Here is a 25,482-nt window from a genome sequence, read left to right as displayed (position 1 = left end):
ATTTACTTATATAATTCATACAACTCCATATCTAGAGGTGATTCTCCTGGAGGTGTATATTCGTTCTTTAATGTTCGTTGCCATATAAAATTACATTTCTCTGCAACTCGAACACTTCCTGTATTCTCCTTATGTACAATAATTTGGAGCACTTCCAAATCTAACTGTTGGAATGCATAATTTGACAATGCTCGAACCATTTGAGTTGTAATCCCCTTTCCTTCCCAATTATAATCTACGCAATAGGCAAACTCCCCTTGTTTTTTATCCCAATCTAATTCTTTAATATATACCAACGCTACAATAGATTTACCATCCTTTGGTTTTGCTACAAACAGGTATTCTTCATTATTGGCAAACTCTTTTGATTTTAGCGTTGTAAAACGTCTGGATAGATCTGGCGTTAGGTTTTGCTCTAATGTAATCGGAAAATATCGCTTCATTCGATGTTCATTCGCTACGGCAAAATTACATACTTTCCATGCATCTTCTACTTCCACTGGCAGTATGTCTATCGTTTTTAAGCTAATCATTTTTGCTAACCATATTAGGGTCCAACACTTCTACTGTACTGATCGTAGAAGCCGTTACGGATAAAGGTAACACTAAAATTATTCCTATCACAGGAATCAATAAGAGTAGTAAAAACCCGATTCCATTTCCTATGGCTACACCTCTATTTTTCTGTACAAAACGAACACTATCATTAAACATATAATAGCGTTCTAAGGTATAGTCCATATTACCAAAACCTGCATAATACGCCTGTAATAAAAACAGCAATGCCGCAGAAAAAATGTTAACGCCTGGGATAAATTTTAGGAGCAGCAAAGGTAGTGTCAATAGCAGTTCTTTAATTAGGTTTCTCAAATTAATTCTAATCCCTCGCCAAAGCAATGTTTGAAAAGAGGCTTCGCTTTTTCTCACTGTGGTGGCCCCTCGTAAATGTGCTTCTATTTTTTCTGAAACTGGACTCATAAATGGCGCTGATAAAGCCATAATAATATGTTTATAGAGAATCAAGCCTATTACAAGAATAATCAATCCACCTAAAAACGTTCCAATCGTGATAAATGTTTCTTTACCCCATTCCCATATCCAAATTTTAGCTATGATGGCTCCTACATTATCAGACCATCCATAAGCGGCAAAGGCTACTGCAATTGCTACTACTACACTTATCACAATTGGAATCACAAAATATTTCCAAAGCTTTAATGTTGACAATAAGGTCAATGCTCTTGGGTACGCTTGTAATCCTTTTATGATATTGTTAAACATGGTATTCTTTCACAGCATCAATAAATGCTTTCGCATTATCGGTGGGTATGTTTGGTAAAATTCCGTGACCTAAATTTACAATATATCTATCTTTTCCAAACTCATTGATCATTTGATGCACCATCTTTTTAATCTCTGCTGGCGGAGAAAATAGTCTTGTAGGGTCAAAGTTCCCTTGTAACGTAATATTTCCACCCGATAAATATCTAGCGTTTCGTGGGGAGCATGTCCAATCCACACCTAAAGCAGCAGCATTAGATTTTGACATTTCGTTTAAGGCAAACCAACACCCTTTTCCAAAAGCTATTACAGGGGCATCGTCTTTTAAAGCCTCAATGATCTGATTGATATATTGCCATGAAAACTCCTGATAATCGGTTGGAGACAACATTCCTCCCCAAGAATCAAATACCTGAACGGCATTCACTCCCGCTGCAACTTTTGCTTTTAAATATGCAATTGTTGTATCTGTAATCTTTTGTAATAATTGATGTGCAGCAACCGGATTTGTAAAACAAAACTGTTTCGCTTTGTCGAAGTTTTTTGATCCCTGACCTTGCACACAATAACATAAGATCGTCCAAGGAGAACCCGCAAAGCCAATCAAAGGTATTTCATCATTCAATTTTTCTTTGGTCGCTTTAATAGCTTGATACACATAATCCAATTCTACATGAACATCAGGAACAATTACATTGTCTACTCCTTTTTGATCACGAACAGGATTTGGCAAATAAGGTCCAAAATCTGGTTTCATTTCCACTTCTATATTCATCGCTTGTGGAATGACTAAAATATCTGAGAATAAGATTGCAGCATCCATTCCATATCTACGAATTGGTTGCACCGTAATCTCCGAAGCAAGCTCTGGAGTTCTGCAGCGCGTAAAGAAATCGTACTTCTTTTTAATCTCCATAAATTCAGGCAAATATCTTCCAGCCTGACGCATCATCCACACAGGTGGTCTATCTACTGTTTCCCCTTTTAGGGCTCTTAAAAATAAATCGTTTTTTATCATATCGTTTGTTGTCATTGTAAGGAGCGTTAGTGACGTGACAATCTCATTTAACAGATTCCTTCACTTCGTTCGGAATGACGGTTTTAATTTTTTATTTCTGCAACTTTTTCCATTGCTTTATTCACGGCTTTCTCGATCTTAGCAAGATCTTCCTCTGTGATAGCAGATGACAAGAACCACGCCTCAAACTGAGACGGTGGTAAGAACACCCCGTTTTTTATCATCTCCCAGAAAAACACTCCGAACTTCTCTGTATCAGAACTTTGTGCTTCTTCAAAATTGGTAACCTTTACATTAGTAAAGAATGGATTCAACATGGAACCAAATCTATTTACTGTCAGATCCACATTATATTTTTCAGCTGCTGCTAAAAGTATGGTTTCTATTTGTTTCCCAACTTCTTCAAATTGCTGATAGGGATCTTGCCTCTTTAATTCGGTTAAAGTTGAAATTCCTCCTGCCATGGCAATAGGGTTCCCACTTAACGTTCCCGCTTGATACATTCCTCCTAAAGGTGCCACCATTTCCATAATCTCATTTCTTGCACCATAGGCTCCCACAGGAAAACCACCTCCAATTACTTTACCTAGACACGTAATATCAGCTTCAACATCAAATAACTCTTGAGCTCCTCCAAACTTGGAACGGAACCCGGTCATTACCTCATCCGCAATTAACAATGCGTCTTTCGACTCTAGAAATACCTTTAGCTCTTTTAAGAAATTATTTTGCGGAATAACCACCCCCATATTTCCTCCTACAGGTTCTATAATCACACCCGCAATATCATCGTGCTCTTCAAAATGTCTCTTTACACTATCTAGATCGTTATATGTAGCGATCAATGTATTTTTTACTGCTCCCTCTGGAACTCCCTTACTTCCTGGTAAACTCAAAGTAGCTAGGCCTGAACCTGCAGCCACCAATAAGGCATCTTGATGCCCATGATAACATCCTGAAAACTTAATAATCTTGTCTTTTCCAGTAAATGCACGTGCTAATCGAATTCCGCTTAACACCGCTTCTGTACCAGAATTCACAAATCGTACTTTATCCATACTAGGAAAAGCATCACACACTATTTTAGCCAATTTGATCTCATTCTGAGTAGATGCTCCAAAAGAATAACCATTCTTCAATGCTTTATTAATAGCACGTTGCACTTTTTTATGCCGATGTCCTAAGATCATTGGTCCGTAGGATAATACTAGATCAACATATCTATTATTATCTACATCAATAATTGTTGACCCCTTTGCTCTCTTAATAAACAAAGGATTTCCTCCCACGGAGGCGAACGCTCTTACTGGAGAATTTACTGCTCCTACTAAGTTTTTTAGTCCTTTTGTATATAGCTTTTGAGATTTTTTAAAATTCATTTTTGTATAACAATTAGTTGTTTCTTTTTGATATTGGGTGATCTGATCTTAATTGTAACAGATCCCAAAGATTTCCATATAAGTCTTTAAAAACGGCTACTGTTCCATATTCAGCTTCTTTAGGTGCTCTAACAAATTCAATGTTATTTGCGACCATATTATTATAATCCCTCCAGAAGTCATCGGTATTTAAAAATAGAAATACTCTTCCTCCGGCTTGATTTCCAATGAAGTTCTTTTGCTCTTCTTTTGATGCTTTAGCTAATAAAATAGTCGTCCCAGTTGAATTGGGCGGAGCCACCACCACCCATCTTTTATCTTGTTCTGGTTGATAGGTATCTTCAACTACATCGAAGTTTAATTTTTTAGTATAAAATTCAATAGCCTCATCATAATCTTTCACTACTAATGCGATATGTACGATGGACTGCTTCATTAGTTCGTGTTATTCGATAAGATTCTTGCAACCTCTTTTGCAAAATACGTAATGATGATATCTGCCCCTGCTCTTTTCATAGATAACAAGCTTTCCATCATTACACGTTCTCCATCAATCCAACCTTTCTCTGCTGCTGCTTTGATCATGGCATATTCGCCACTAACATTATAGCAAGCTATCGGTCTATCAAAGCCATTTTTTAGATCGCGAATAATATCTAAATAAGATAATGCTGGTTTTACCATCAATATATCTGCGCCTTCTTGATCATCAAAAGTTGCTTCTCTCATTCCCTCATCTCGGTTTGCTGGATCCATTTGATAAGTTCTTCTATCCCCAAATGTCGGAGCTGAATCAGCCGCATCTCTAAATGGTCCATAAAATGCTGATGCATACTTTACTGAATACGCCATGACGGGTAAATTAACAAACCCTGTATTATCGAGTGCTTCTCTAATTACCTGTATAGTTCCATCCATCATTCCTGATGGCGCCACCATATCTACTCCTGCTTTGGCATGAGATACAACTTGCTTGGCTATATTCATTAATGTAGCATCATTATCTACATCATTGTCATGAATGATTCCACAATGACCGTGAGATGTATATTCACAAAAGCAAACATCAGTAATCACGTATAGATCTGGGTAGTTCTTCTTAATGAATCGAATAGCTTGTTGCATGATCCCTTGATCATTCCAGGTCTCAGTACCTTCATCATCTTTTTTAGATGGTATTCCAAATAGTAATACTGCTGGGATATTTAATTCAACAACCTCATCTAGCTCCTTTGAAATGGTATCTAATGAGTATCTTTTGATTCCAGGCATCGACGGAATTTCAGTTTCAATCTGCGTTCCTTCTTCTATAAACAAAGGGTAGATCAGATCGTCTACAGAAAGCTTTGTTTCCTGCACCAGTCTTCGAATCCCCTGCGATGCTCTTAGTCTTCTTGTTCTATTGTACATAATGAAGATTTACTAATTCTATAACACTTTCCACAGTGGGCACTTGTGCCACTTCAACTTTTTCAAAGTGTTTTCTAGCTTCTCTCGCGGTAGATTCTCCAATACAAAACGCAATCTTATCGGATACATTCTCCTGAATATAACTTTCTACCGTAGACGGACTGTAAAACAGCACTCCATCTACTTTATCAGCAACCGTTGCTGGACTATACATGGTCTTATACGCTTCAATTTCCTTCACTTCTATACCATTTTCTGTTAAAACTGTTGGCAAGGTATCTAACCTTAGATCACTACAAAAATAAGTAACGGATTGCCCCTTAATTTGACCTGACAAGTATTCCGCAAGTTTCTGAGCGTTCTTTTCTGAGTGCTTTACCGTTCCAATTCTTTTCTCTATCAGTTTCTTGGTTCTTCTTCCTACACAATAGATATTTTTAAAATGCAATTCATCTTTCGTAAAACTGTTTAGTATAGATTCTACACCATTTTTACTAGTAATAATTACATTTTCAATCTCATTCTTTACGACTTTCGGGGCGATTCTATTAAAGCGTATTTTAATAAAATCACTGCTCTCAGATGCTATATCTTCATGAAACAGTTTGGTTTGACTTTCTGAAAGTGACTTCGTAGAATACACAGCTGTTTTCTTTTCGACATCACCATCCATATCGTCTAACATCAATTGCTTTCCTCCTCTATTAATAATATAATCAGCACAATCTTTTGCTAAGTATCTGTGTCGGTTTACAGGAGCATTTTTCGCTACTTGAATCTTCTTTGAACCATCTTTACTTAATAAAATTCCCTTGAAATTGATTTCCTCCGTCTTTTCATCGATATAGGCCAGTGCTCCAATTGGTGCTGTACATCCGCCCTCTAAGCGATTTAAAAATTCCCGCTCGATCTTGGTACAAATATCTGTCTCTTTATGATTTAATTGTTCGCATGCATCTTTTACATAATCATCCTCATCTAAAGAAGTTACCATGATAGCACCTTGAGCAGGCGCAGGAATCATCCAAGAAAGATTTACAGCTCCCTTTGGTCGCTTCCCCAATCTTTCTAAGCCAGCAGCTGCAAACACGGCGCCATTCCACTCATTATCTTCTAGTTTTTGCAAACGCGTGTTTACATTACCTCTTAAATCTACAACAGTATGTGTTGGATATCTGTCTAACCACTGTGCTTTTCTGCGTAAACTACCTGTAGCAATGGTCGCTTCTTTTTGCGCAAAAAACTCTTCGGTATCCTTTAACACAAGAATATCGCTGTAATTGGCCCTTCTTAAAACAGCCGCTTGTATAATTCCTTCCGGCAACACTGTGGGCACATCCTTCATAGAGTGCACCGCTATATCAATTTCGTTGTTTAATAAGGCTATGTCTAAATTCCTAGTAAAAACACCTGTGATTCCTATTTCATAAATAGGTTTATTAAGTACTAAATCTCCTGTAGATTTAATAGGTATAATTTCACTCTGGTATTCTAATTCTTCTAATAGCTTTTGAACTTTTCTAGCCTGCCACATCGCTAACTGGCTGTCGCGAGTTCCTATTTTGATGATTTTTTGCATCGATTATTTAGTTAGATCCAAAGACTTTGGACATCACCTGTATACTTTGATTTACAGCTGTTTCTTCTTCCTTTAGATGCTTTACAAATTGTGTAGTTATTTTTTGAATAAACCTCGAAGTTAACAATTCTGCTTGATCTTCATCAAATCCATCGATTTTCTTTTTGTGAAAATTGATTTCATCTTTTTTAATTGCTTCCAAAGATTCTTTTAATGCATTAATTGCTGGAGTTAATTTCCGGTGATTTAACCACTCGTTAAACTCTTGTTTATGCATTTCTATTATGGCTTCAGCCAGTGGAATCTCTTTTTGACGAAGTGCTAAGGTCTCATCAGTGATTTTTGAGAGTTGATCTACATTCACTAGTGTAACACCCTGAAACTCCTTAATGGAAGTATCTACATTTTCTGGCATAGACAAATCCAAAATCAATAATTCTTGATCAGTACTTACATGATCTTTGGTAATGGTTGGTTTATCAGATCCTGTAGAAACGATCAGCACATCCGCTTTTTGAACTTCTTCTTTTAGGTTTTCAATAGTAGATTTACAGATAGATGGGTGCTCTTTTACAAAAGCAGTCGCTTTTTCCTCTGTCCTATTGATCAATGTTACTGATTTGTTCCTGGTATATTCAGCCAAATTCTTGCAGGTATGTTTCCCCATCTTACCCAAACCAAAAACCAAAATGTTTTTGGAATTATAATCTGGCAGATTGTTTACCATATACTGAACTGCAGCATAAGAAACTGACGTTGTACCCGAGCTCAATTTCGTTTGATTCTTTACTTTTTTACTTGCTTGAAAGACCAAGTTCATTAGTCTTTCCAAATATGCATTGGAAGTTTCGACAAGCTTTGCTTGTTTAAATGCTAATTTCAATTGTCCTACAATCTCGTAATCTCCTAAGATCTGGCTTTCTAACCCTGAACTTATTCTAAAAAGATGGTTTACTGCATCTTTATTCTTGTACACATTAGATATTCTGGCAAATTCTTCGACATCTCCATCTGAATATTTACATAACAACTCAATCAACTGATACGGGTGTTGTGCAAAACCAGTAATCTCTGTTCTATTACAAGTAGATAAGACCAATACTCCTTCCAAACCTAAAGACTTTGCTTCTTGTAATAAAGCTACTTGACTATCTTTGGTAAGACTATACTTTCCTCTGGTATGTGCATCAGCTTTTTTATAGCTAACACCTATATTGTATAAATTGAAATGAAAATCTTCTAATGGCATATATTTCCTAAAAGCATGTCAAAAGTAATAACTTAAGCAAGATAAAAATGTCGCTCAAAGTACTTTTTATATCGTTATATGTTTTTTAGATGCATTTTGTTTAAAAAACTTGTAAAAAGCCTTATTTTTGTAGTAGAATCAGGTGTTAAGCTATTTCTTATGTAGAATGATTCTAAATAAAATGTGTTTAAAATAAATTTTGATCTATGTCAAAAAATGTCGCTCAAAGTACTTTTGAAGAAACCAATTTAGAGAATGGCTTCCATGTGCTTCATTTTCAAAATGAAAGCAGTGAAAATCAATTATTTGAAAGAGATATAGATAGCACCTATATTCAACTTCATTTCTGTTTAAAAGGTGCTTCGAAATTTTTATTTAACAATGGTTCCTACACTTTTGACGTTTTAGACAAGCGTTCTATTTTGTTATACAACCCTCAAAGAAAACTACCCATTAATTTAGTCATCAACCCAAAAACAACTTTGGTCTCATTATTAATATCTATAGAGAAGTTTCATTCTCTTTTCTCGAAAGAGGCAGGGTATATTCATTTTTTGAGTGACGATAATATTAATAAAAAGTATTATGACGATCAGGATATTAAACCAACTGTAATGATCGTACTACAACAGATTATCAATGCAAACGTAAACAGTGCCATAAAAGATTTATACATAAAAGGAAAGATCTATGAGCTATTAAGCTTGCACTTTCAAAAGGATGATGCAGGTGTAGGTGAATATTGTCCCTTCTTAGTTGATGAGCAAAACGTATTGAAAATTAGAAAGGCAAAAGATATTATTATTGCACATATGGCCGAGCCTCCAAGTTTGCAGGAATTAGCTAACGAGATTGGCTTAAACATTAAGAAATTAAAGGAAGGGTTCAAGCAAATTTATGGAGACACTGTATACAGCTTTCTATTCGATTACAAAATGGAGCACGCTAGAAGGTTGCTCGAGAGTAATCAGCACAATGTAAATGAGGTGGGGTTAAAGGTTGGATATAGTACCGCAAGTCATTTTATAGCTGCTTTTAAAAAGAAATTCGGCACGACTCCTAAAAAATATGTAATGTCTTTACAATCCAATACATGAAACAATTAAGTCATTCTGAAATAGCAAATAATCGACAGAAATTTCCAATTACTATTGTTTGTGATGCGATAAGGACGCCAGAGAACATTGGTATGTGCTTCCGTATTGCCGAAAGTTTTGGAGTGTCTAAAATCTATTTACATGAGAGTTCTCCATCTATGGAAAATAGAATTGTGAAAAAGACCGCTAGAAATACCATTGATCAAATTTCTTGGGAAAATTATGTAAATTTTCAAACGCTAGTGCAGCAACTAAAATCGGAAGGAAATACTATTATTGGAATAGAGATTACGGATAGAAGCATTGACATTAAAGATTTTGATTTCACAAATTCAAAGAAGATCGTACTACTTTTAGGCAGTGAACGACATGGTATACAAAACATTAATCTGCTAGATGCTTCCGTGAATATTCCCATGTACGGAAGAAATTCTTCCATGAATGTAATTCATAGTTTGGCAATTACCTTGTATGAAACAACAAAACAACTAACAAAATAGAAACACTAAACTGAAATAAACTCAGTATATATAATTAAAAGAATGAAAGGAATTTTACTAGTAAACTTAGGATCTCCAGATAGCACAAGCACTAAGGATGTTCGCAAATATTTAGATGAGTTTTTAATGGACGAACGTGTCATTGATATTCCTTACTGGAAACGATTCTTGTTAATCAAAGGAATCATTTTGAATGTACGCCCTAAAAAATCTGCAGCAGCATATAAAAAGATCTGGTGGGACGAAGGCTCTCCCTTAGTAGTGATCTCTGAACGGTTTGCAAAAAAAGTAGCTACCAAAGTAGACATTCCTGTAGCTTTGGCCATGAGATATGGGTCTATGAGTATAGAAAATGGAATCAAAGAGCTCGCCGATCAAGGTGTCGATGAAGTGCTTTTAGTCCCTTTATATCCACATTATGCTATGTCTTCGTATGAAACTGTAGTGGTAAAAGCGGAGCAGGTCATTGCTAAAAAACACGCACAGATGTCGATGGATGTACTTCCCGTTTTTTATAATGAGAAGAACTATATAAAAGCAATGAGCACTAACATTCAGAATCATTTAAATGGTTTTGAGTATGATCATATCTTATTTTCATACCATGGTATTCCTGAAAGACATATCTTAAAATCTGACACTACGCAAAGTCATTGTAAGATTGACGGTAGTTGTTGTGAAGTTGCTTCAGAAGCTCATAAAACATGTTATAGACATCAGTGTTTTGAGACTACCAAGGAGATTGTAAAAGAACTCGATCTTAAAGAAGGCTCCTATAGTAATTCATTTCAATCACGTTTATTGAAAGATCCATGGCTTAAGCCTTATACAGATTTCGAATTAGAAAAATTCCCAGAAGAGGGAAAGAAAAAAATAGCGGTTATTACTCCAGCCTTTGTTTCAGATTGTCTAGAAACGTTGGAGGAAATTGCTATGGAAGGAAAAGAAGACTTTCTGGAAGCAGGTGGAACTGATTATAAACATGTACCTTGCATGAACGATAATGACGATTGGGTGGACGTAATGGTCACTTGGATCAACAACTGGAATCAAAAAATAAAATAATATGGGTTTCTTATATGTAAAAGCTTTGCACATCATTTTTGTGGTTACCTGGTTTGCTGGACTCTTTTATATTGTACGACTTTTTATCTATCAAACAGAAGCTGAGGGTAAAGACGAGCCCGCTAAAGAAATACTACAAACACAATATAAATTAATGAGTAAGCGCCTTTGGTATATTATTACCTGGCCCTCAGGAATCCTTGCAACTATTTTTGGTCTTTGGATGTTATTCTCTACACCCAGCTATCTCACTTTTGGATGGATGCATGTAAAACTGTCCTTTGTTTTTGCATTGTTTTTCTATCACGGTGCTTGTCATAGGATTTTTCTCCAACTTCAAAACGATGAAGTAAAATATACTTCTTTTAAATTGAGAATATGGAATGAGGTAGCAACCATTATTCTTTTTGCCATCGTCTTTTTAGTGGTTCTTAAAAGTGCAATCTCCTGGGTATGGGGAGTTATCGGAATCATCCTTTTTGGGATACTCTTAATGCTCTCAATTAAATTGTACAAAAATATTCGAGCAAAAAAGGATTGGGAGTCTTCTGAAGGTGAAGAAGGTCATGAAAATGAAGAGGGAGATGAAAACGTCGAAATTTAATTTATATTTGAGAAAATAATTACTAACTATGAAAAAGCTAATGGCAGTTCCTATAAAAAAGAAAACTTCCATGAACGCATATTAAGCTCTAAAGATAGCGGATTTAGCACTAACTTTTTAACGATTGTTCAAACGGAATTCTATTGACAATACTTCTTCCTAAGGTAATTTCATCTGCATACTCTAATTCATCCCCTACAGAAATTCCTCTCGCGATAGTAGAAGTGATCACTTCAAAATTTTCGATCTGCTTGAAAATGTAAAAATTGGTAGTATCACCTTCCATGGTAGAACTTAAGGCAAAAATCAATTCCTTTACTTCTCCTGACTTCACTTTTTCAACCAACGATTCTATTTGTAAATCCTGCGGACCGATTCCTTCTATTGGAGATATCTTACCTCCCAACACATGATATAACCCTTTAAATTGGGCAGTACTCTCGATTGCCATTACATCACGAATGTCTTCTACAACGCAAACAATTTCTTCATTTCTGCTAGGGTTATTGCAAATATCGCACAGTATGGTATCAGAAATATTATGACATTTTTGGCAAGACTTCACATCATTTCGCAAATTCTGTAAAGCTTCAGTCAAGTAGCCTGTGTTTTCGGAGGGTTGCTTTAATAAATGTAACACCAAACGTAAGGCTGTTCTCTTACCTATCCCTGGTAATCTTGAGACTTCATTAACAGCATTTTCTAATAATTTTGATGAAAAATCCATAGCTGCGAAATTACGTAAATAAACTCTATATTAGTAGCTCATTAGACCCAAATATTCATGCAACCCATCCACATTATAGTATTAATTCTCGGTTATTTCGGAGTTCTGATTCTGATATCATATCTCACAGGAAAAAAAGCAAATAATACTACTTTTTTTAAGGCAAATAATTCTTCTCCCTGGTACCTAGTGGCTTTTGGTATGATTGGAGCTTCCTTATCTGGTGTAACCTTTATTTCAGTCCCCGGTTGGGTAGAGGGCAGTAGTATGAGTTATATGCAAATGGTGTTAGGATATGTAGTTGGGTATGCTGTAATTGGGCTAGTACTATTACCATTGTATTACCGATTAACCCTGACCTCTATTTATACATATTTAGGAGATCGCTTCGGCAGATACTCATATAAAACAGGAGCTTCTTTCTTCTTATTGTCCAGAACCATTGGGGCTGCATTTAGACTTTTTCTGGTCGCCAACGTGCTACAATTATTATTGTTTGATGAATTAGGCGTACCTTTTTGGGTAACAGTAACTATTACCATTTTATTGATCTGGCTGTACACTTTTAAAGGTGGAATCAAAACTATTGTTTGGACCGATACACTTCAAACACTCTTTATGCTCGTTGCAGTAGGCGTTTGTATCTATACCATTTCCGATGAAATGCAGATCTCAAACTTATTCAGTTATGTTGCAGATAGTGAGCTTTCTAAAACGTTCTTTTTTGATGATTATAAGGCTGGAAATTATTTCTGGAAACAATTCTTTTCGGGCGCTTTCATTGCGATAGTAATGACAGGACTAGATCAGGATATGATGCAAAAGAATTTAACCTGTAGAAATTTAAAAGATGCACAAAAGAACATGTTTTGGTTTACCATTGTTTTGGTTATTGTAAACTTCTTCTTCTTAGCTTTAGGCGTATTATTAACGGATTATGCGCAACGCAAAGGTATAGATGCACACAAAGACGACCTATTTCCAATTATTGCTATAAAAGGTACTTTAGGTTTAGCAACGGCTATTTTCTTTTTATTAGGGTTAATCGCGGCGGCTTATTCGAGTGCCGATTCTGCACTAACATCTTTAACCACTTCCTTTAGCATCGATATTTTGGAGATTGAAAAGAAAGAGAAGAGTGATCAGGAAAAAATACGAAAGAAAGTACACATTCTTTTCTCACTGGTCTTAATTGCAACCATCTTAATTTTTAGATATCTTATCAAAGATAGCAGTGTTATCGCAGACATTTTTAAGGCTGCGGGATATACCTATGGCCCCCTATTGGGTTTATATGCCTTTGGATTGTTTACCAAATTAAATGTAAAGGACAAAGCTGTACCTTATATATGTATTGTTGCTCCTATCTTGACTTTCCTAACGAACTATGTGACGATCGAATCTTTTGGTTTTGATTTTGGGTTCTTTGTACTGGTAGTGAATGGGACATATACATTTATTGGGTTACTTCTTTTAAAAAGGAAGAAAAAAATGCAATAAAATGAAAAAGACCCGTCTTTATACTTGAAGGCCTCATAAAAAGGCAATTGAATGGCTTCAGAAACAGAAAAGGACAAACAATTAAAAACATTCTTTAATCAAGAATACCATAACCTTAAGGCTTATGTGCACTCGAAAATTGAAGATAGCGCGGATCGAGATGCTGAGGATATAATTCAGGATGTCGCCTTAAAAGTCCTTTCCAGAAAACAAGTATTGCCCGTTAACAATATTGCAGGATTCTTCTATCACTCCATAAAGAATAAAATTATCGACATTATGAGACAGCAAAAGCGAAGTACTCATACAGAAGATGATTTTGAAAGTCAGTTTAGTGATTTTGTAGAACTGTTTTATGGTACATCAGACAACACCTATTCAGAAGAGATGAAAATAGCCTTGAAAAAAGCCATTTTCGCCCTTAAACCACTCTATAGAGATATTATTGTCGCAGTAGATATAGAAGGTTATAGTTACCGAGAAATCTCTGAAGAGACCGGCATTCCCGAAGGAACACTGTTATCGAGACGGCATAGGGCCATTTCAATTTTATTAAAAAAACTAGAACAAAAAAAAGATATTATCAATTAAAAAATATATACCATGAAAAATTATTTTAAACATAAACTACGAAGTAAGAATCCTGCCGTGATTGTTGGAACGGTCATCTTCATCGCCATTTTAGCCGTGCTATTTATTACATTGTTTGGATATGTCCTAATGTATCTATGGAACTGGTTGATGCCATTGATCTTTGGCTTACCGATTATTACTTTTTGGCAAGCGCTAGGATTATGCCTTCTATCAAAGATCCTGTTTGGAGGCTTTGGAAATGACAAGGGCAGTAAAAAAGATCACAAATGTGATTCTAAATCATCAAAGAGGAAATCGTCTTCATCAGATTTTTCCAAATGGAAACATTATGATTCTTTTTGGCAAGAAGAAGGCGAAAAGGCATATGCGAATTATATTCATAAGAAAAATGGACCGGACCTAAGTGAAGATCAGGGTGCTTTGGAATCGCAAAACGATTAGTTATGGAATTGCTCATTTTGAAAACAGATATTAGCTCCAACGAAAAAATAAAACGGTTACTTCCAATTTTTAATAGTCATCCAATTATAAGAAGATGGTCCGTCGACACAGAAGACATAGATAATGTGCTGCGAATAGAAGTTGCTGAAAAACGAAATGACATGGAGATCATTAAAATTGTCAAAGATCAGGGGTTCTATTGCGAATCTTTACCAGACTACTAGTAAGCTCTTCGCATAAAATTAGTACATTGAAGGCTCAATTAAAAAATCAATGAATATGAAATTAGGAGCTTTTTCAATAAGTTTAGCTGTGAAGGATTTGCAAGCCTCTAAAACGTTTTATCAGAATTTAGGTTTTGAGGTGTTTGCAGGTGATGAAGCCAGAAATTACCTGATCTTAAAAAACGGCAATGCCTTGATCGGTATTTTTCAAGGAATGTTTGAAAACAATATACTCACCTTTAATCCTGGCTGGGATGAAAGCGCGAATGCACTATCGGAATATGATGATGTGCGTGACATTCAAAAACACTTAAAGAGCAAGGGAGTATCCTTTTCTTCAGAAGCGGATGAAAGCACTTCTGGCCCAGGAAGTTTTGTTGTATTAGATCCTGATGGGAATGCTGTATTGGTAGATCAACATATCTAAAGACATTAAATTTATGGATGTAAAAGGTAAATGGACCGGTTATTATCAATATGGTGTTGGGTATAATCTTCCTTTTTTTGCTGAACGAGTAAAAATTGATGTTACTTTAGTTACGGATTCATTAGGTAACATTCAAGGAACTATGACTGAAAGACATGATTCATATGCAGTTCCTTTAGAATCTTCAATAAAAGGCTTTATCGATTTCGAATTAATTTCCTTTATTAAATCTTATGATGCTTCTCCTGAAATTAAGGAAGACTACTCTGGGATTGAAATAGGAAAAGGTTCTCTAAATGTTGATTATAGTGGATTAGTAGATCAGAAAAATGGAGCCCTATATGGTGAATGGGTAATTGAAGAAAAATTTGTCAATAATGATGGTCAGAATGATATCGAATTCTTTACCGGAATATGGATGTTAAAGAGACCATAAGTTTATGGTATCATTTTGTTTTTTTATTAATTTTGTTATCTAAATTCTTTAAATGTCCAACGATCTAAGTAATCACCGAAAATCCTACGAAAAGCAAGCACTTTTAGAAAGTAATTGCCCAAAAAATCCTATTGAGTTATTTAGAGATTGGTTTCTAAACGCCGATGAATCGGATATGATCTCAGAAGCCAATGCTATGAATATTGCTTCAATTGGTCTGGACGGTTTTCCGAAGAATAGAATTGTATTATTAAAAAAATACACTTGGGAAGGCTTTATCTTTTACACGAATTATACTTCTGAAAAAGGAAAGGCTATGTTAGCGAATAATCATGTTTGTCTTTCGTTTTTCTGGCCAGCATTGGAACAGCAAATCATTATAAAGGGAAACGCTGAAAAGATTGCCGAAAATTTATCAGATGGTTATTTTGAGTCAAGGCCCGATGGAAGTAAATTAGGAGCCTGGGCATCAGATCAAAGTTCGGTAGTTTCTTCGAGAAATGAACTGGATGAAAAACTAAAAACTTATCAACAAGAATTCGAAGGAAAAGAAATTCCCAGACCATCGCATTGGGGAGGTTTTATCGTAAAGCCTATATCCATTGAGTTTTGGCAAGGGCGACCTAATAGGATGCACGATAGGATCCGCTATACATTGTTAGAAGATTTTTCATGGAAGTTAGAAAGATTAGCGCCTTAATTTTTATATTTACATCAAAACATTAATACCTAATCTGTGAAAACAATTTACATTGTTAGGCATGCTAAATCCTCCTGGAAATACGAAGGTGTTAGCGACATTGACAGACCGTTAAAGCAACGTGGAATTCACGATGCACATCTCATGTCAAAATACTTGGCTAAGAAAATGGATAGACCGGATGTTTTTATCTCGAGTGTAGCCAATAGAGCCTTGCACACTAGCGTCATTTTTTGTCAAAACTTCAATTACCCTTTTTCTAACCTACAAATTAAGAAAGAGCTGTATAGTTTTAGTGATGGCTATCTGGTAAAAACGGTAAAAGCCTTGGACGATAGTTTTAATTCAGCTATTATTTTCAGTCACGATCATGGTATCAATACTTTCGTAAATAAATTTGGAAGTAAGCCTATTGCTCATGTAACTACTTGTGGAGTTATCGGTATTCGTTTTGATGAAAAACACTGGAAAAACATTAAAAAAGGAAAAACCATTTTGGCTGAGTTTCCGAAAAATTTAAAATAGTTCGTACTTGTTAGAAATTAAGAAATATGGAGCGATCGATATTGGTTCAAATGCCATTCGACTACTTGTCTCTAATGTTATCACAAAAGAAGATAAAGAGCCTCAGTTTAAAAAGTCATCATTGGTTCGTGTCCCTATCCGTCTAGGTGCAGACGCCTTTGTCTCTGGGAATATTAGTGAAGACAACATTCTTAGAATGAAAAACGCCATGGAAGCTTTCAAGCTTCTAATGGACGTCCATGGAGTAGAAAAATACAAAGCTTGTGCAACATCGGCCATGCGAGAAGCGGATAACGGTGCTGCTGTGGCTGATCATATTTTAAAAGAAACGGGGATTAAAATTGATATTATTGGCGGCAAAGAAGAAGCTTCTATTATTTCATCGACGGACCTCAACGAGCTGATAAAAAGCCATAGCACCTATTTATATGTTGATGTAGGTGGAGGGAGCACGGAGTTCACCATTTTTTCCGAAGGTAAGATCATTGCCTCAAAATCATTTAGAATGGGTACGGTACGTTTAATAAATAATACGAAAGCTGGAAACAAGGAAGCTTTTAAGAAAGTGGAATCTTGGATCAAGGAAAACACGAAGCAATATAAAAAGATATCTCTTATTGGATCTGGAGGTAACATCAATAAGTTGTTTAAAATGTCTGGAAGATCTGAAGGAAACCCTATTTCTTATATCTACCTAAATGCTCAATATCAATTCTTAAAGAAGATGAGTTACAGCCAACGTATTACGGAGTTAGGCTTAAATCCAGATAGAGCGGATGTGATTATACCTGCTACAAAAATTTATTTATCTGCTATGAAATGGAGTGGTGCCAGAAAGATCTATGTACCAAAGATTGGTCTAGCGGATGGTATTATTAAGAGTTTATACTTCAACAAATTTTAAGATCTCTTTGTCAAATTTGTCGCTATCATTCAAAAATTGAGTTTCAATTTCAATATAGCTCAAACCCTTAATTTGATCTGATAATCGCACGTAGTCTTTTTCAGTAGTCACCATTATTTTTTGAGGGGCCGAAATTGCCTCAAACTTTTTCTGTATAGTATCGATATCTGATGGCGAAAACTGATGATGATCCGGAAATTTCAAGTGCTGATACTTAATTTTCCTAGTACTCAAAAAATCTAACAGTGGTTGCGGAATCGCTATTCCAGTTATAAGTAACACTGTATAATCGGACAGTTCGTCAACAGCTATAGGCATACTTCCTTTGAGCACCTGTCCGTAAGAAATTGCCGTGAAATAAACGTGCTGTCCATGCAAAGGTTTAAGCTTCTTTTTAATACGCTCTTTCTCTTTTAATCCGAGTGTTTCAGGGCACTTTGTAACTAGTATTAGATCCGCTCGCTTAGCTCCTCTCCTACTTTCTCTTAAATTTCCTGTAGGTAAGATAAAATCATCTGAATATAGCTCTCCGTATTTCGTTAAGAGCACATAAAATCCTGCTTTCACCTTTCGATGTTGATATGCGTCATCCAGCAATATAATTTCTGGGTTTACCTCTTTCTTCAACCTTTGAATACCAGCAACTCTGTTAGCATCTACAGCCACAGCTATATTCGGGAATTTCCTAAAAAACTGCAACGGTTCATCTCCAACATCTTCAGAAGAGTGGTTACTATTTAACAATACAAAACCTGAGGTTTTCCTTTTATAACCTCTACTCAACACGGCTACACTCCTTTCTCGTAAAAGTCGGATCAAATACTCAATTTGTGGAGTTTTACCAGTACCTCCAACACTTAAATTACCCACTGCGATAATCGGGATAGTAAAAGAAGTGGATCTAAAATTTCCTTTATCATATAGAAGATTTCGAATTGACGTAATCAAGTCGTAAAGAATGGTAAATGGAAATAGTAAAAAGCGGACTAATTTCATTAGTACGAAAGTACATTAAAAATCTTAACTTTGATTTTTAAATTTTGACATATGACTATTAGAGAAGTTGCCAATTATATTGAAGAAATCGCTCCATTAGCCTATGCTGAAGACTTTGATAATGTAGGCTTATTGGTTGGAAACTATAGCACAAAAGTGAACGGTATACTGGTGACTCTTGACACTTTAGAAGAGACCATTGATGAAGCTATAGCAAAAGATTGTAATCTTATTGTTAGTTTTCATCCTATTATTTTTAGCGGGCTGAAAAAACTAAATGGAAGCAATTATGTAGAAAGAATCATTTTAAAAGCTATTCAAAATAACATTGCAATTTATGCTACGCACACGGCTCTAGATAATAGTAAACAAGGTGTTAGTGCTAAAATGTGTGAAGTTCTAGGATTGCAGAATCCACAAATCTTGGTTCCTAAAAAAAGGATTATACATAAATTAACCGTGCAAGTCCCTGGAGGAAATGTTGAAGAGCTTAAACGTAATTTATTTGCTGTTGGTGCTGGTAATATTGGAAATTATGATAGTTGTAGTTTTTCTAGTGAAGGAATAAGTACACACAGAGGGAATGAAGATTCTAACCCTGCCGTTGGGGAAAAAGGTCGTTTATTTACTGGAAAAGAGGTTGAACTTAGTATCACTTATGATAGTAAGAACGAGCAAGCCATCTTAAAGACATTGCAAGAATCTCATCCTTATGAAGAAATCGCTTATGATGTTGTTATTACAGAAAACGTACATCAAAATATTGGGATGGGGATGGTTGGAGAATTATCTGTTCCTATGGCTGAAAAAGACTTCTTACTCTTTGTAAAAGAAACTATGAAAACGGATTGTATTCGTCATTCTGATTCTATAGGCAGAAACATTAAAAAAGTAGCAGTTCTTGGAGGCTCAGGAAGCTTTGCTATTTCAAATGCAATTAGTTGTGGTGCAGACGCATACATCAGTGCAGATTTTAAATATCACGATTTCTTTAAAGCAGAAGGGAAGATTTTGTTAACCGATGTTGGCCATTATGAAAGCGAACAGTTTACAAAAAACCTTTTGGTTGAGTATCTTACAAAAAAAATCACTAATTTTGCACCTGCCTTACCAGCAGGTAAGGTTATTTTATCAGAAAAAAGTACAAATCCAATTTATTATTTATAAACATGGCAAAGAAGAAAGAAGTAAGTGTAGAAGTTAAGTTAAGAGCTTTATATGATTTACAATTAATCGATTCTAGAATTGATGAAATTAAGAACATGAGAGGGGAATTGCCTTTAGAAGTGGAAGACTTAGAAGATGAAGTTGCGGGATTAAACACTAGACTTTCTAACTTAGGCGAAGATGTTTCTAACTTAGAAACAGACATTAGCAATAAGAAAATTGCAATTGATGAATCGAAATCATTAATGAAAAAATACGACGAACAACAAAAGAAAGTTCGTAACAATAGAGAGTTTGATTCTTTAGCTAAAGAGATCGAATTTCAAGAGTTAGAAATTGAATTGGCTGAAAAAAGAATAAAAGAGTATAAAGCAAAGATTGAGCAAAAAAATGAAGTTATAGCTGCTACGAAAGAGAAGCTTACAAAACAAGAACAACATTTAGATCACAAGAAAGGTGAATTAGATGCTATCTTAAAAGAAACTGAAAAAGAAGAAAAGCTATTACAGAAAAAATCTATAGAGTTTGCTGGTTCAATTGATGATCATTTGTTACAAGCTTATAGCAGAATCAGAAATAAAGTAAAAAATGGATTGGCTGTTGTTTCTATAGAAAGAGGTGCTTCAGGTGGTTCTTTCTTTACAATTCCACCACAGGTGCAATTAGAAATCGCTAACCGTAAAAGAATCACTATCGATGAGCATAGTGGAAGGATCCTGGTAGATGCAGGATTAGCTGCAGAAGAAAAAGAAAAAATAGATCAATTATTTTCTTAATTGATTCTTTATTATAGAAAAAAACTCGGATGATATCATCCGAGTTTTTTGTTTTAATACTCTAGCTTTTTAAGATATGCTAGTTTTTGTTTCCAGACAACAAGATCATTTTTAAATCCTTCTACCCTAGTTCTCACGTTTTGAACTAATGGATTATCGTCTTTTGCATTAGAAAAAAAGCTTAAATTATTCTCTAGTTGCTGTATTTCTCTAACACTCTCGTCTATTTTCTTCCGAACAAAAATTAACTCTGAGTCTAATTTTTTGAAATTATTATTCGCTAGATAACCATCTACTATATTTCTAAATTTCAACATTACTAACTCACTTTTATCAATAGCTAGTGTGCCTAATGCCTTATCTATAATTTTACTGAACTTAGAATCTAGATGCCTTGCACTTCTTGGTAATCTTCCCAAAGCGTTCCATGCATTCATTAATTCCTTAACAGACTCTTTTGTATGTTTGTCAGAGTCTTTCAAATTCTCCATAAAGGATTTCTTAGCATCTACAATCGCTTGTTGTTCCGGGTTTAATGCATTTTTCTGCTCGTGAAATCTATCAAAATAATAATTACATGCGCCTTTAAATTTTTTCCATAAATCATCTGAAAACTTTCTTGGAACATGTCCAATCTTCTTCCAATCAGACTGAATTTTTTTAAACGTTTCAGTCGTTGCTTCCCAATCCTTGCTATCCTTTAGAGATTCAGCTGTTTCTATTAAAGCTAACTTCTTCTGTAAATTTTCTTGTTGATTTGATTTTTCTCCTTTGTAAAATTCATTCTTAACTTGATTGAATTTCTTCGTTGCTGCTTTAAACTGCAGCCAAATATTTTCACTTTTTGAATATGGGAGTTTACCCGCTTCAAAATATTGTTTACGTAAAGCCTCTATCTCCCTTATGCTTTGTTGCCAGTCTTTATGCGTCTTATTCTTAGAAACGTCATATTGATCTATAGTCTCAATCACTTTAAGTTTCTTCTCGATTACATCCTTATGTTTCGACTTTAAAACTCTGTAGTGATCATGTCGTTTATCATGAATTGTTTTGGTAGCAGCACTAAACTTTTTCCAAACTTCTTCTCTCATTTCTTTAGCAACCGGACCTACTTCTTCCTTCCATTGTTTGTGAAGTTTCTGAAGCTCTCTGAAAGCATAACCGCTATCATCGGAGTCAGCTAACTCCTGTGCTTTCTGGATTAAAATAAGTTTTTGCTCTAAATTATTCTTAAAATCTATATCTCTAAAATCATTGCTCAGATGGAGTAGATCGTAAAATCTCTCTACATGATGCTGATACGTTCTCCAGGTATCATTATATTTTGTTTTTGGTACACCGCCAATACCTCTCCAAGTATTTTGCAGTTCTCTAAACTGCTTATACATGGTCTTCGTATCAGCTTCCTGAATTAACGCTTTCAAGTCTTCTATGACTTGTAATCTTTTCGCCAAATTCTCTTTAAGTTGCTTCTCTAGATCACCGTAATACCTATCTCTTTTTTTCCGATAGTCAGAAAGTAGTCCATTATATTTTTGTTTAACGGGGCTACTAAATTGAAAATCTATTGCATTACCTCCTTCAGCCAAAAAAGCCTCTTTCTTTTCTGCTAAAAGAGTTCCAAATTTTTTATTAAATGCATTTTTGATTGCCTCAGCTTGTGTTCTAATTTGCTGAATAGGATAATTATTAATAAGCTTTTCTAACTCCGAATTAAGCGCCCCAAGATCCAACACCTCGTAGTCTATCTCTGGTATTTGCTCTTTTCTCTCGTCTTTTTCTGAGTCTTTTGCTACTTCTTTTTCCACCTCAACAACAGCTTCTTCTGTCGATATTTCCTCGTTAGAAGGCTCTTTCTTTTCGGTAGGAATTTCCTCAGATTCATCTACTGCATTGACTTCTTCTTCTTTTTCGCTAGGCGGTTTTTCCTGATTTTCATTTTTATCTTTCAATACAGAAGAATCTAAGATCTCTTTTTCTTCGTTTGGCTCTAACATATATACAATGTTTACGGTTCCCTAATTTAGTCTATAAATATACGCACTACTTACATGAAAGAAAAAAGAATCTTACATAAGTTGGCAAAATTAAGAGTTAAATCTATCCTGTTTATGTGTTCGAATCAAGAATTCCAGATTTCCCAAGAAGCTTCAGCTTGTATTTCTAGCATCTCATACCCATTTTTAATGGACGCTCCTTGTAACTTTCCTTTTGTGAGAAAAAGTGTTTCCTTTGGATTGTATACGAGATCATAAAACAAATGTTTCTCTGTTATATGCTGATACGGTATTTTCGGACATTTATCCGTTTCTGGAAAAGTTCCCACAGGGCTGCAATTAACAATAATACCGTACTCATTCAAGACCTCTTCGTTAATATCGGCATAGGAAATTTGCTTTTTCTTTTTTGGTTTTCTAGAAACAAATTTAAAATCGATGTTCATTTTTTTGAAGACATACGCTACAGCCTTAGACGCTCCCCCCGATCCCAAAATCAATGCTTTGGTATGATGTTCTTTAAGCATGGGCGCAATAGAATTTCTAAAACCAATAACATCTGTATTATATCCTTTTAATTTTCCCTTCTTAGTGATCTTAATAGTATTAACCGCTCCAACCTTTCTTGCTACTTTATGCACTTTGTCCAGATATAAAAAAACATCTTGCTTGTATGGTATAGTTACATTCATTCCTTTTAGCTTAAACTTATTTGAATGAATTACCTCGGGAAAAAAAGTTATTTTTTCAATATCAAAGTTGACATATTTATGATGCGTAAGATTCAGCTCTGCAAACTTCTTAGAAAAATATTCTTTTGAAAAAGAATACGAAATTCTCTTGCCTACAAGCCCAAACAACACATCTTTATCTTGACTTTCTCTTTCTTCCATAAAAATCAATAATTAAAATAAGTGCAATTCCTAATACGGTATAAAAAATAGAAATCCATGTTTCACTATCCGATACGTCAGGTAAATAACGTCGATAGTTCTCTATAATACCGTCACCATTTTGATCGACCAGTACCTGACCATTTTCCTTTCTAAAAACCTTTTCTTTCCAAGGCCAAACAATTCCCAAAGATCCTGTTATAAAACCAATAATTACAGCAGTTACTATTTGATGATATCGTTTGAGCACATATCCCAAAACATGTGAAATGGATACTAGTCCAAATGCCGAACCTGCTGTAAATACTCCAATAATCTTAAGGTATCTAACCTTAGCCGCATCCTTAAAAGCAGAGAAATCTCCAGAAAACATGTTCGTAATTACATCGAACAATACATTTACCGAATCTACTAATAGTAATACATAATTACCTAACAAAATTAAGATGAACGACCCCGATAAACCAGGTAATGTCATTCCAGAAACCCCTATGATTCCACATAAAAAGACAAACCATAAATTATCGTTCTCTCCTGCGGGAGTTAAAAAACTAATCCCAATTCCTACTGTAGCTCCAATAAAAAGTGACACGCCATTTTTTAAATTCCAATCTCCAAAATCCTTTCCTATATAGTAGATGGAACCTATGATCATTCCAAAAAACCAGCTCCAAACGTAGTTTTCATAATGTACTAAAAAGTAGTCTAAAACCAGAGATACACTAAAATAGCTGAAGATACTCCCGGCCATAATTAAAGCGAGAAACTGGGCATTTATATATCTAAAAAAACTTCTAAAACGTCCATTCAAAAGCAATTTCAAAGACTTCAGGTTTATTCTTCTAAACGAGAATATCAATTCTTCATAAAAGCCTAATACAAAAGAAACAGTTCCTCCGGAAACACCCGGTACTTTATTCGCAGCACCCATAGCCAAACCTTTTATAAAAAGGTTTACTTTTTGGAAGAATGTTCTTTCTTGGCTCATTTAATCCTTGTTTACGGCTAGTTTTTCCAGTAACATGATCAACCCAAAACCTACTATTGCTAAAATAATTGCCAGTATTAGTTGATGCTCCCCTGAATAGGAAAATGGAGAAACGCTTTCCTGTTTTAAAGGAACTTCTATTCCATGGGAATTCAGCCTAAAAGAAAGTGTATGTTTCCATGGCCAAATCTTATTTAAAGATCCAATAATAAATCCAGTAAGTGCAGCAAGTGTATAATTTTTGTAGTGCTTAAATAACCATTTTAACACTCTTGAAAACGATAACAATCCAACAATTGCTCCCAGTCCTATTAACGCGATTATTTTATAATCCCTATCATTAACTGCTGCCAAAACTGGTTGATACGCACCCAATAAAACTAAAATGAATGCTCCTGAAATTCCAGGTAGAATCATTGCACAAATGGCAATAGCACCTGCTAAAAACAAAAACCAAGATGATGAATTCCCAGAAACAAGGGGGTCTAAAGTTGTAATATAATACGCCAAAACAGCTCCAATAATCAAAATGAGGAAAGTAACTACACTCCATTTTGTAAGTTGCTTTGCAATATAAATAACACTTGCTAAGACTAAGCCAAAGAAAAAAGACCACAACAAGATAGGTTCATTTTCTAATAAATACTTGAGCACTTTTGCCAATGATAAGACACTCACAAAAATCCCTATCAAAAGTGCTAGCAAGAAATTCCCATTTAGTTGTGCCCAGGCTTTTTTAAAACCTTCATTTTTCAATGTTTTAAAAAGGTCGAGATTTATATTGCTTATCGAGTTTAACAGTTCTTCGTAAATTCCTGATATAAAAGCAATGGTTCCACCAGAAACACCAGGAACAACATCTGCAGCTCCCATAGCCACTCCTTTGAGAGAAATAACTAAATAATCTTTTAACGTTCTTTTCATGTAGTGATTTCGTTAGTTTTGGAGTTACGAATATAACGCAATTTGACGAGGTCTATTGAATTATTTAATCTTGGTCTTATT

General features: G+C 35.1%; 29 protein-coding genes. 15 read left to right on the top strand and 14 right to left on the bottom strand.

Features of this window, described 5'->3' with window-relative positions; translation table 11 throughout:
- Window positions 1-2: 2 nt before the first annotated feature.
- From RQM59_RS11030 to hemA, 8 genes are all read right to left on the bottom strand, one after another.
- The gene (locus tag RQM59_RS11030) at window positions 3-533 is read right to left on the bottom strand and encodes a GNAT family N-acetyltransferase (RefSeq protein ID WP_349242167.1); all 531 of its coding nucleotides are present in this window, start codon (window positions 531-533) and stop codon (window positions 3-5) included.
- Window positions 526-1,281 (bottom strand): EI24 domain-containing protein, encoded by a 756-nt coding sequence (locus RQM59_RS11025; RefSeq protein ID WP_349242166.1) that lies wholly within the window; start codon window positions 1,279-1,281, stop codon window positions 526-528. Before RQM59_RS11025 ends, RQM59_RS11030 begins: the two co-directional genes overlap by 8 nt.
- On the bottom strand, window positions 1,274-2,299 hold the full coding sequence (gene hemE / locus RQM59_RS11020; RefSeq protein ID WP_349242165.1) for a uroporphyrinogen decarboxylase: 1,026 nt from the start codon (window positions 2,297-2,299) through the stop codon (window positions 1,274-1,276). The genes RQM59_RS11025 and hemE overlap by 8 nt, the downstream gene beginning before the upstream one ends.
- Before the next feature lie 83 nt (window positions 2,300-2,382).
- The gene (gene hemL / locus RQM59_RS11015) at window positions 2,383-3,678 is read right to left on the bottom strand and encodes a glutamate-1-semialdehyde 2,1-aminomutase (protein WP_349242164.1); all 1,296 of its coding nucleotides are present in this window, start codon (window positions 3,676-3,678) and stop codon (window positions 2,383-2,385) included.
- Window positions 3,679-3,691: 13 nt separating this feature from the next.
- Complete coding sequence (locus RQM59_RS11010) at window positions 3,692-4,114, bottom strand: VOC family protein (protein ID WP_349242163.1); 423 nt, start codon at window positions 4,112-4,114, stop codon at window positions 3,692-3,694.
- Window positions 4,114-5,088: a porphobilinogen synthase gene (gene hemB / locus RQM59_RS11005; protein WP_349242162.1), complete on the bottom strand. Its 975-nt coding sequence runs from the start codon at window positions 5,086-5,088 to the stop codon at window positions 4,114-4,116. Before hemB ends, RQM59_RS11010 begins: the two co-directional genes overlap by 1 nt.
- Window positions 5,078-6,667, bottom strand: coding sequence for a hydroxymethylbilane synthase (gene hemC / locus RQM59_RS11000; protein WP_349242161.1), 1,590 nt, complete (start codon window positions 6,665-6,667; stop codon window positions 5,078-5,080). Before hemC ends, hemB begins: the two co-directional genes overlap by 11 nt.
- Window positions 6,668-6,674: 7 nt before the next feature.
- Window positions 6,675-7,916: a glutamyl-tRNA reductase gene (gene hemA, locus RQM59_RS10995; protein WP_349242160.1), complete on the bottom strand. Its 1,242-nt coding sequence runs from the start codon at window positions 7,914-7,916 to the stop codon at window positions 6,675-6,677.
- A gap of 206 nt (window positions 7,917-8,122) precedes the next feature.
- On the opposite strand from hemA, the gene RQM59_RS10990 reads away from it, so the two are divergent.
- Genes RQM59_RS10990 through RQM59_RS10975 form a run of 4 tightly spaced genes read left to right on the top strand, consistent with a single transcriptional unit; the run spans window position 8,123 to window position 11,182 of the window.
- Window positions 8,123-9,013 carry a helix-turn-helix transcriptional regulator gene (locus RQM59_RS10990; protein WP_349242159.1) on the top strand — a complete coding sequence of 297 codons (891 nt, stop codon included), beginning with the start codon at window positions 8,123-8,125 and terminating at the stop codon, window positions 9,011-9,013.
- Entirely contained in the window at window positions 9,010-9,513 is a 504-nt protein-coding gene (locus tag RQM59_RS10985) for a TrmH family RNA methyltransferase (RefSeq protein ID WP_349242158.1), read from the top strand. Before RQM59_RS10990 ends, RQM59_RS10985 begins: the two co-directional genes overlap by 4 nt.
- Window positions 9,514-9,555: 42 nt before the next feature.
- The gene (gene hemH, locus RQM59_RS10980) at window positions 9,556-10,578 is read left to right on the top strand and encodes a ferrochelatase (protein WP_349242157.1); all 1,023 of its coding nucleotides are present in this window, start codon (window positions 9,556-9,558) and stop codon (window positions 10,576-10,578) included.
- A gap of 1 nt (window position 10,579) precedes the next feature.
- Window positions 10,580-11,182: a CopD family protein gene (locus RQM59_RS10975; protein ID WP_349242156.1), complete on the top strand. Its 603-nt coding sequence runs from the start codon at window positions 10,580-10,582 to the stop codon at window positions 11,180-11,182.
- Between the two features lie 109 nt (window positions 11,183-11,291).
- On the opposite strand, the gene recR is transcribed toward RQM59_RS10975, so the two are convergent.
- Window positions 11,292-11,909, bottom strand: a complete 618-nt coding sequence (gene recR / locus RQM59_RS10970) for a recombination mediator RecR (protein WP_349242155.1) — start codon at window positions 11,907-11,909, stop codon at window positions 11,292-11,294.
- Window positions 11,910-11,966: 57 nt separating this feature from the next.
- Here recR and RQM59_RS10965 point away from each other — a divergent pair, with 57 nt between their 5' ends.
- From RQM59_RS10965 to RQM59_RS10925, 9 genes are read left to right on the top strand one after another with little or no spacing between them, the layout of a single operon-like run.
- Complete coding sequence (locus RQM59_RS10965; protein WP_349242154.1) at window positions 11,967-13,409, top strand: sodium:solute symporter; 1,443 nt, start codon at window positions 11,967-11,969, stop codon at window positions 13,407-13,409.
- Between the two features lie 51 nt (window positions 13,410-13,460).
- Window positions 13,461-14,000, top strand: coding sequence for an RNA polymerase sigma factor (locus RQM59_RS10960; RefSeq protein WP_349242153.1), 540 nt, complete (start codon window positions 13,461-13,463; stop codon window positions 13,998-14,000).
- A 12-nt stretch (window positions 14,001-14,012) separates the two neighbouring features.
- On the top strand, window positions 14,013-14,444 hold the full coding sequence (locus RQM59_RS10955) for a hypothetical protein (protein WP_349242152.1): 432 nt from the start codon (window positions 14,013-14,015) through the stop codon (window positions 14,442-14,444).
- 2 nt (window positions 14,445-14,446) lie between these two features.
- Window positions 14,447-14,668 carry a hypothetical protein gene (locus RQM59_RS10950; protein ID WP_349242151.1) on the top strand — a complete coding sequence of 74 codons (222 nt, stop codon included), beginning with the start codon at window positions 14,447-14,449 and terminating at the stop codon, window positions 14,666-14,668.
- Between the two features lie 55 nt (window positions 14,669-14,723).
- The gene (locus RQM59_RS10945) at window positions 14,724-15,095 is read left to right on the top strand and encodes a VOC family protein (RefSeq protein WP_349242483.1); all 372 of its coding nucleotides are present in this window, start codon (window positions 14,724-14,726) and stop codon (window positions 15,093-15,095) included.
- Window positions 15,096-15,108: 13 nt separating this feature from the next.
- Window positions 15,109-15,531, top strand: a complete 423-nt coding sequence (locus tag RQM59_RS10940) for a hypothetical protein (RefSeq protein WP_349242150.1) — start codon at window positions 15,109-15,111, stop codon at window positions 15,529-15,531.
- Window positions 15,532-15,583: 52 nt separating this feature from the next.
- On the top strand, window positions 15,584-16,231 hold the full coding sequence (pdxH, locus tag RQM59_RS10935; protein ID WP_349242149.1) for a pyridoxamine 5'-phosphate oxidase: 648 nt from the start codon (window positions 15,584-15,586) through the stop codon (window positions 16,229-16,231).
- A gap of 36 nt (window positions 16,232-16,267) precedes the next feature.
- The gene (locus RQM59_RS10930; RefSeq protein ID WP_349242148.1) at window positions 16,268-16,756 is read left to right on the top strand and encodes a SixA phosphatase family protein; all 489 of its coding nucleotides are present in this window, start codon (window positions 16,268-16,270) and stop codon (window positions 16,754-16,756) included.
- Between the two features lie 7 nt (window positions 16,757-16,763).
- On the top strand, window positions 16,764-17,660 hold the full coding sequence (locus RQM59_RS10925) for a Ppx/GppA phosphatase family protein (RefSeq protein WP_349242147.1): 897 nt from the start codon (window positions 16,764-16,766) through the stop codon (window positions 17,658-17,660).
- Here RQM59_RS10925 and lpxK read toward each other — a convergent pair.
- Window positions 17,640-18,656 carry a tetraacyldisaccharide 4'-kinase gene (lpxK, locus tag RQM59_RS10920; RefSeq protein WP_349242146.1) on the bottom strand — a complete coding sequence of 339 codons (1,017 nt, stop codon included), beginning with the start codon at window positions 18,654-18,656 and terminating at the stop codon, window positions 17,640-17,642. The genes RQM59_RS10925 and lpxK overlap by 21 nt on opposite strands.
- A gap of 51 nt (window positions 18,657-18,707) precedes the next feature.
- Here lpxK and RQM59_RS10915 point away from each other — a divergent pair, with 51 nt between their 5' ends.
- On the top strand, window positions 18,708-19,823 hold the full coding sequence (locus RQM59_RS10915; RefSeq protein WP_349242145.1) for a Nif3-like dinuclear metal center hexameric protein: 1,116 nt from the start codon (window positions 18,708-18,710) through the stop codon (window positions 19,821-19,823).
- A gap of 2 nt (window positions 19,824-19,825) precedes the next feature.
- The gene (locus RQM59_RS10910; RefSeq protein WP_349242144.1) at window positions 19,826-20,599 is read left to right on the top strand and encodes a zinc ribbon domain-containing protein; all 774 of its coding nucleotides are present in this window, start codon (window positions 19,826-19,828) and stop codon (window positions 20,597-20,599) included.
- A 53-nt stretch (window positions 20,600-20,652) separates the two neighbouring features.
- On the opposite strand, the gene RQM59_RS10905 is transcribed toward RQM59_RS10910, so the two are convergent.
- The 4 genes from RQM59_RS10905 to RQM59_RS10890 all read right to left on the bottom strand — a co-directional run bounded on the left by RQM59_RS10905 (window position 20,653) and on the right by RQM59_RS10890 (window position 25,401).
- On the bottom strand, window positions 20,653-22,596 hold the full coding sequence (locus RQM59_RS10905; protein WP_349242143.1) for a DUF349 domain-containing protein: 1,944 nt from the start codon (window positions 22,594-22,596) through the stop codon (window positions 20,653-20,655).
- A gap of 125 nt (window positions 22,597-22,721) precedes the next feature.
- Window positions 22,722-23,489 (bottom strand): shikimate dehydrogenase family protein, encoded by a 768-nt coding sequence (locus tag RQM59_RS10900; protein ID WP_349242142.1) that lies wholly within the window; start codon window positions 23,487-23,489, stop codon window positions 22,722-22,724.
- A complete protein-coding gene (locus RQM59_RS10895) occupies window positions 23,464-24,477 on the bottom strand; it encodes a DUF368 domain-containing protein (RefSeq protein WP_349242141.1) in 1,014 nt (337 codons plus the stop codon). Before RQM59_RS10895 ends, RQM59_RS10900 begins: the two co-directional genes overlap by 26 nt.
- Window positions 24,478-25,401, bottom strand: coding sequence for a polyprenyl-phosphate transporter (locus RQM59_RS10890; RefSeq protein ID WP_349242140.1), 924 nt, complete (start codon window positions 25,399-25,401; stop codon window positions 24,478-24,480).
- Window positions 25,402-25,482: the final 81 nt, after the last annotated feature.

Origin of the sequence: Asprobacillus argus, assembly GCF_032248395.1 — a bacterium.
In the GTDB taxonomy this organism is placed as follows: domain Bacteria; phylum Bacteroidota; class Bacteroidia; order Flavobacteriales; family Flavobacteriaceae; genus Polaribacter; species Polaribacter argus.
This window is presented reverse-complemented; position numbering and strand designations above follow the sequence as displayed.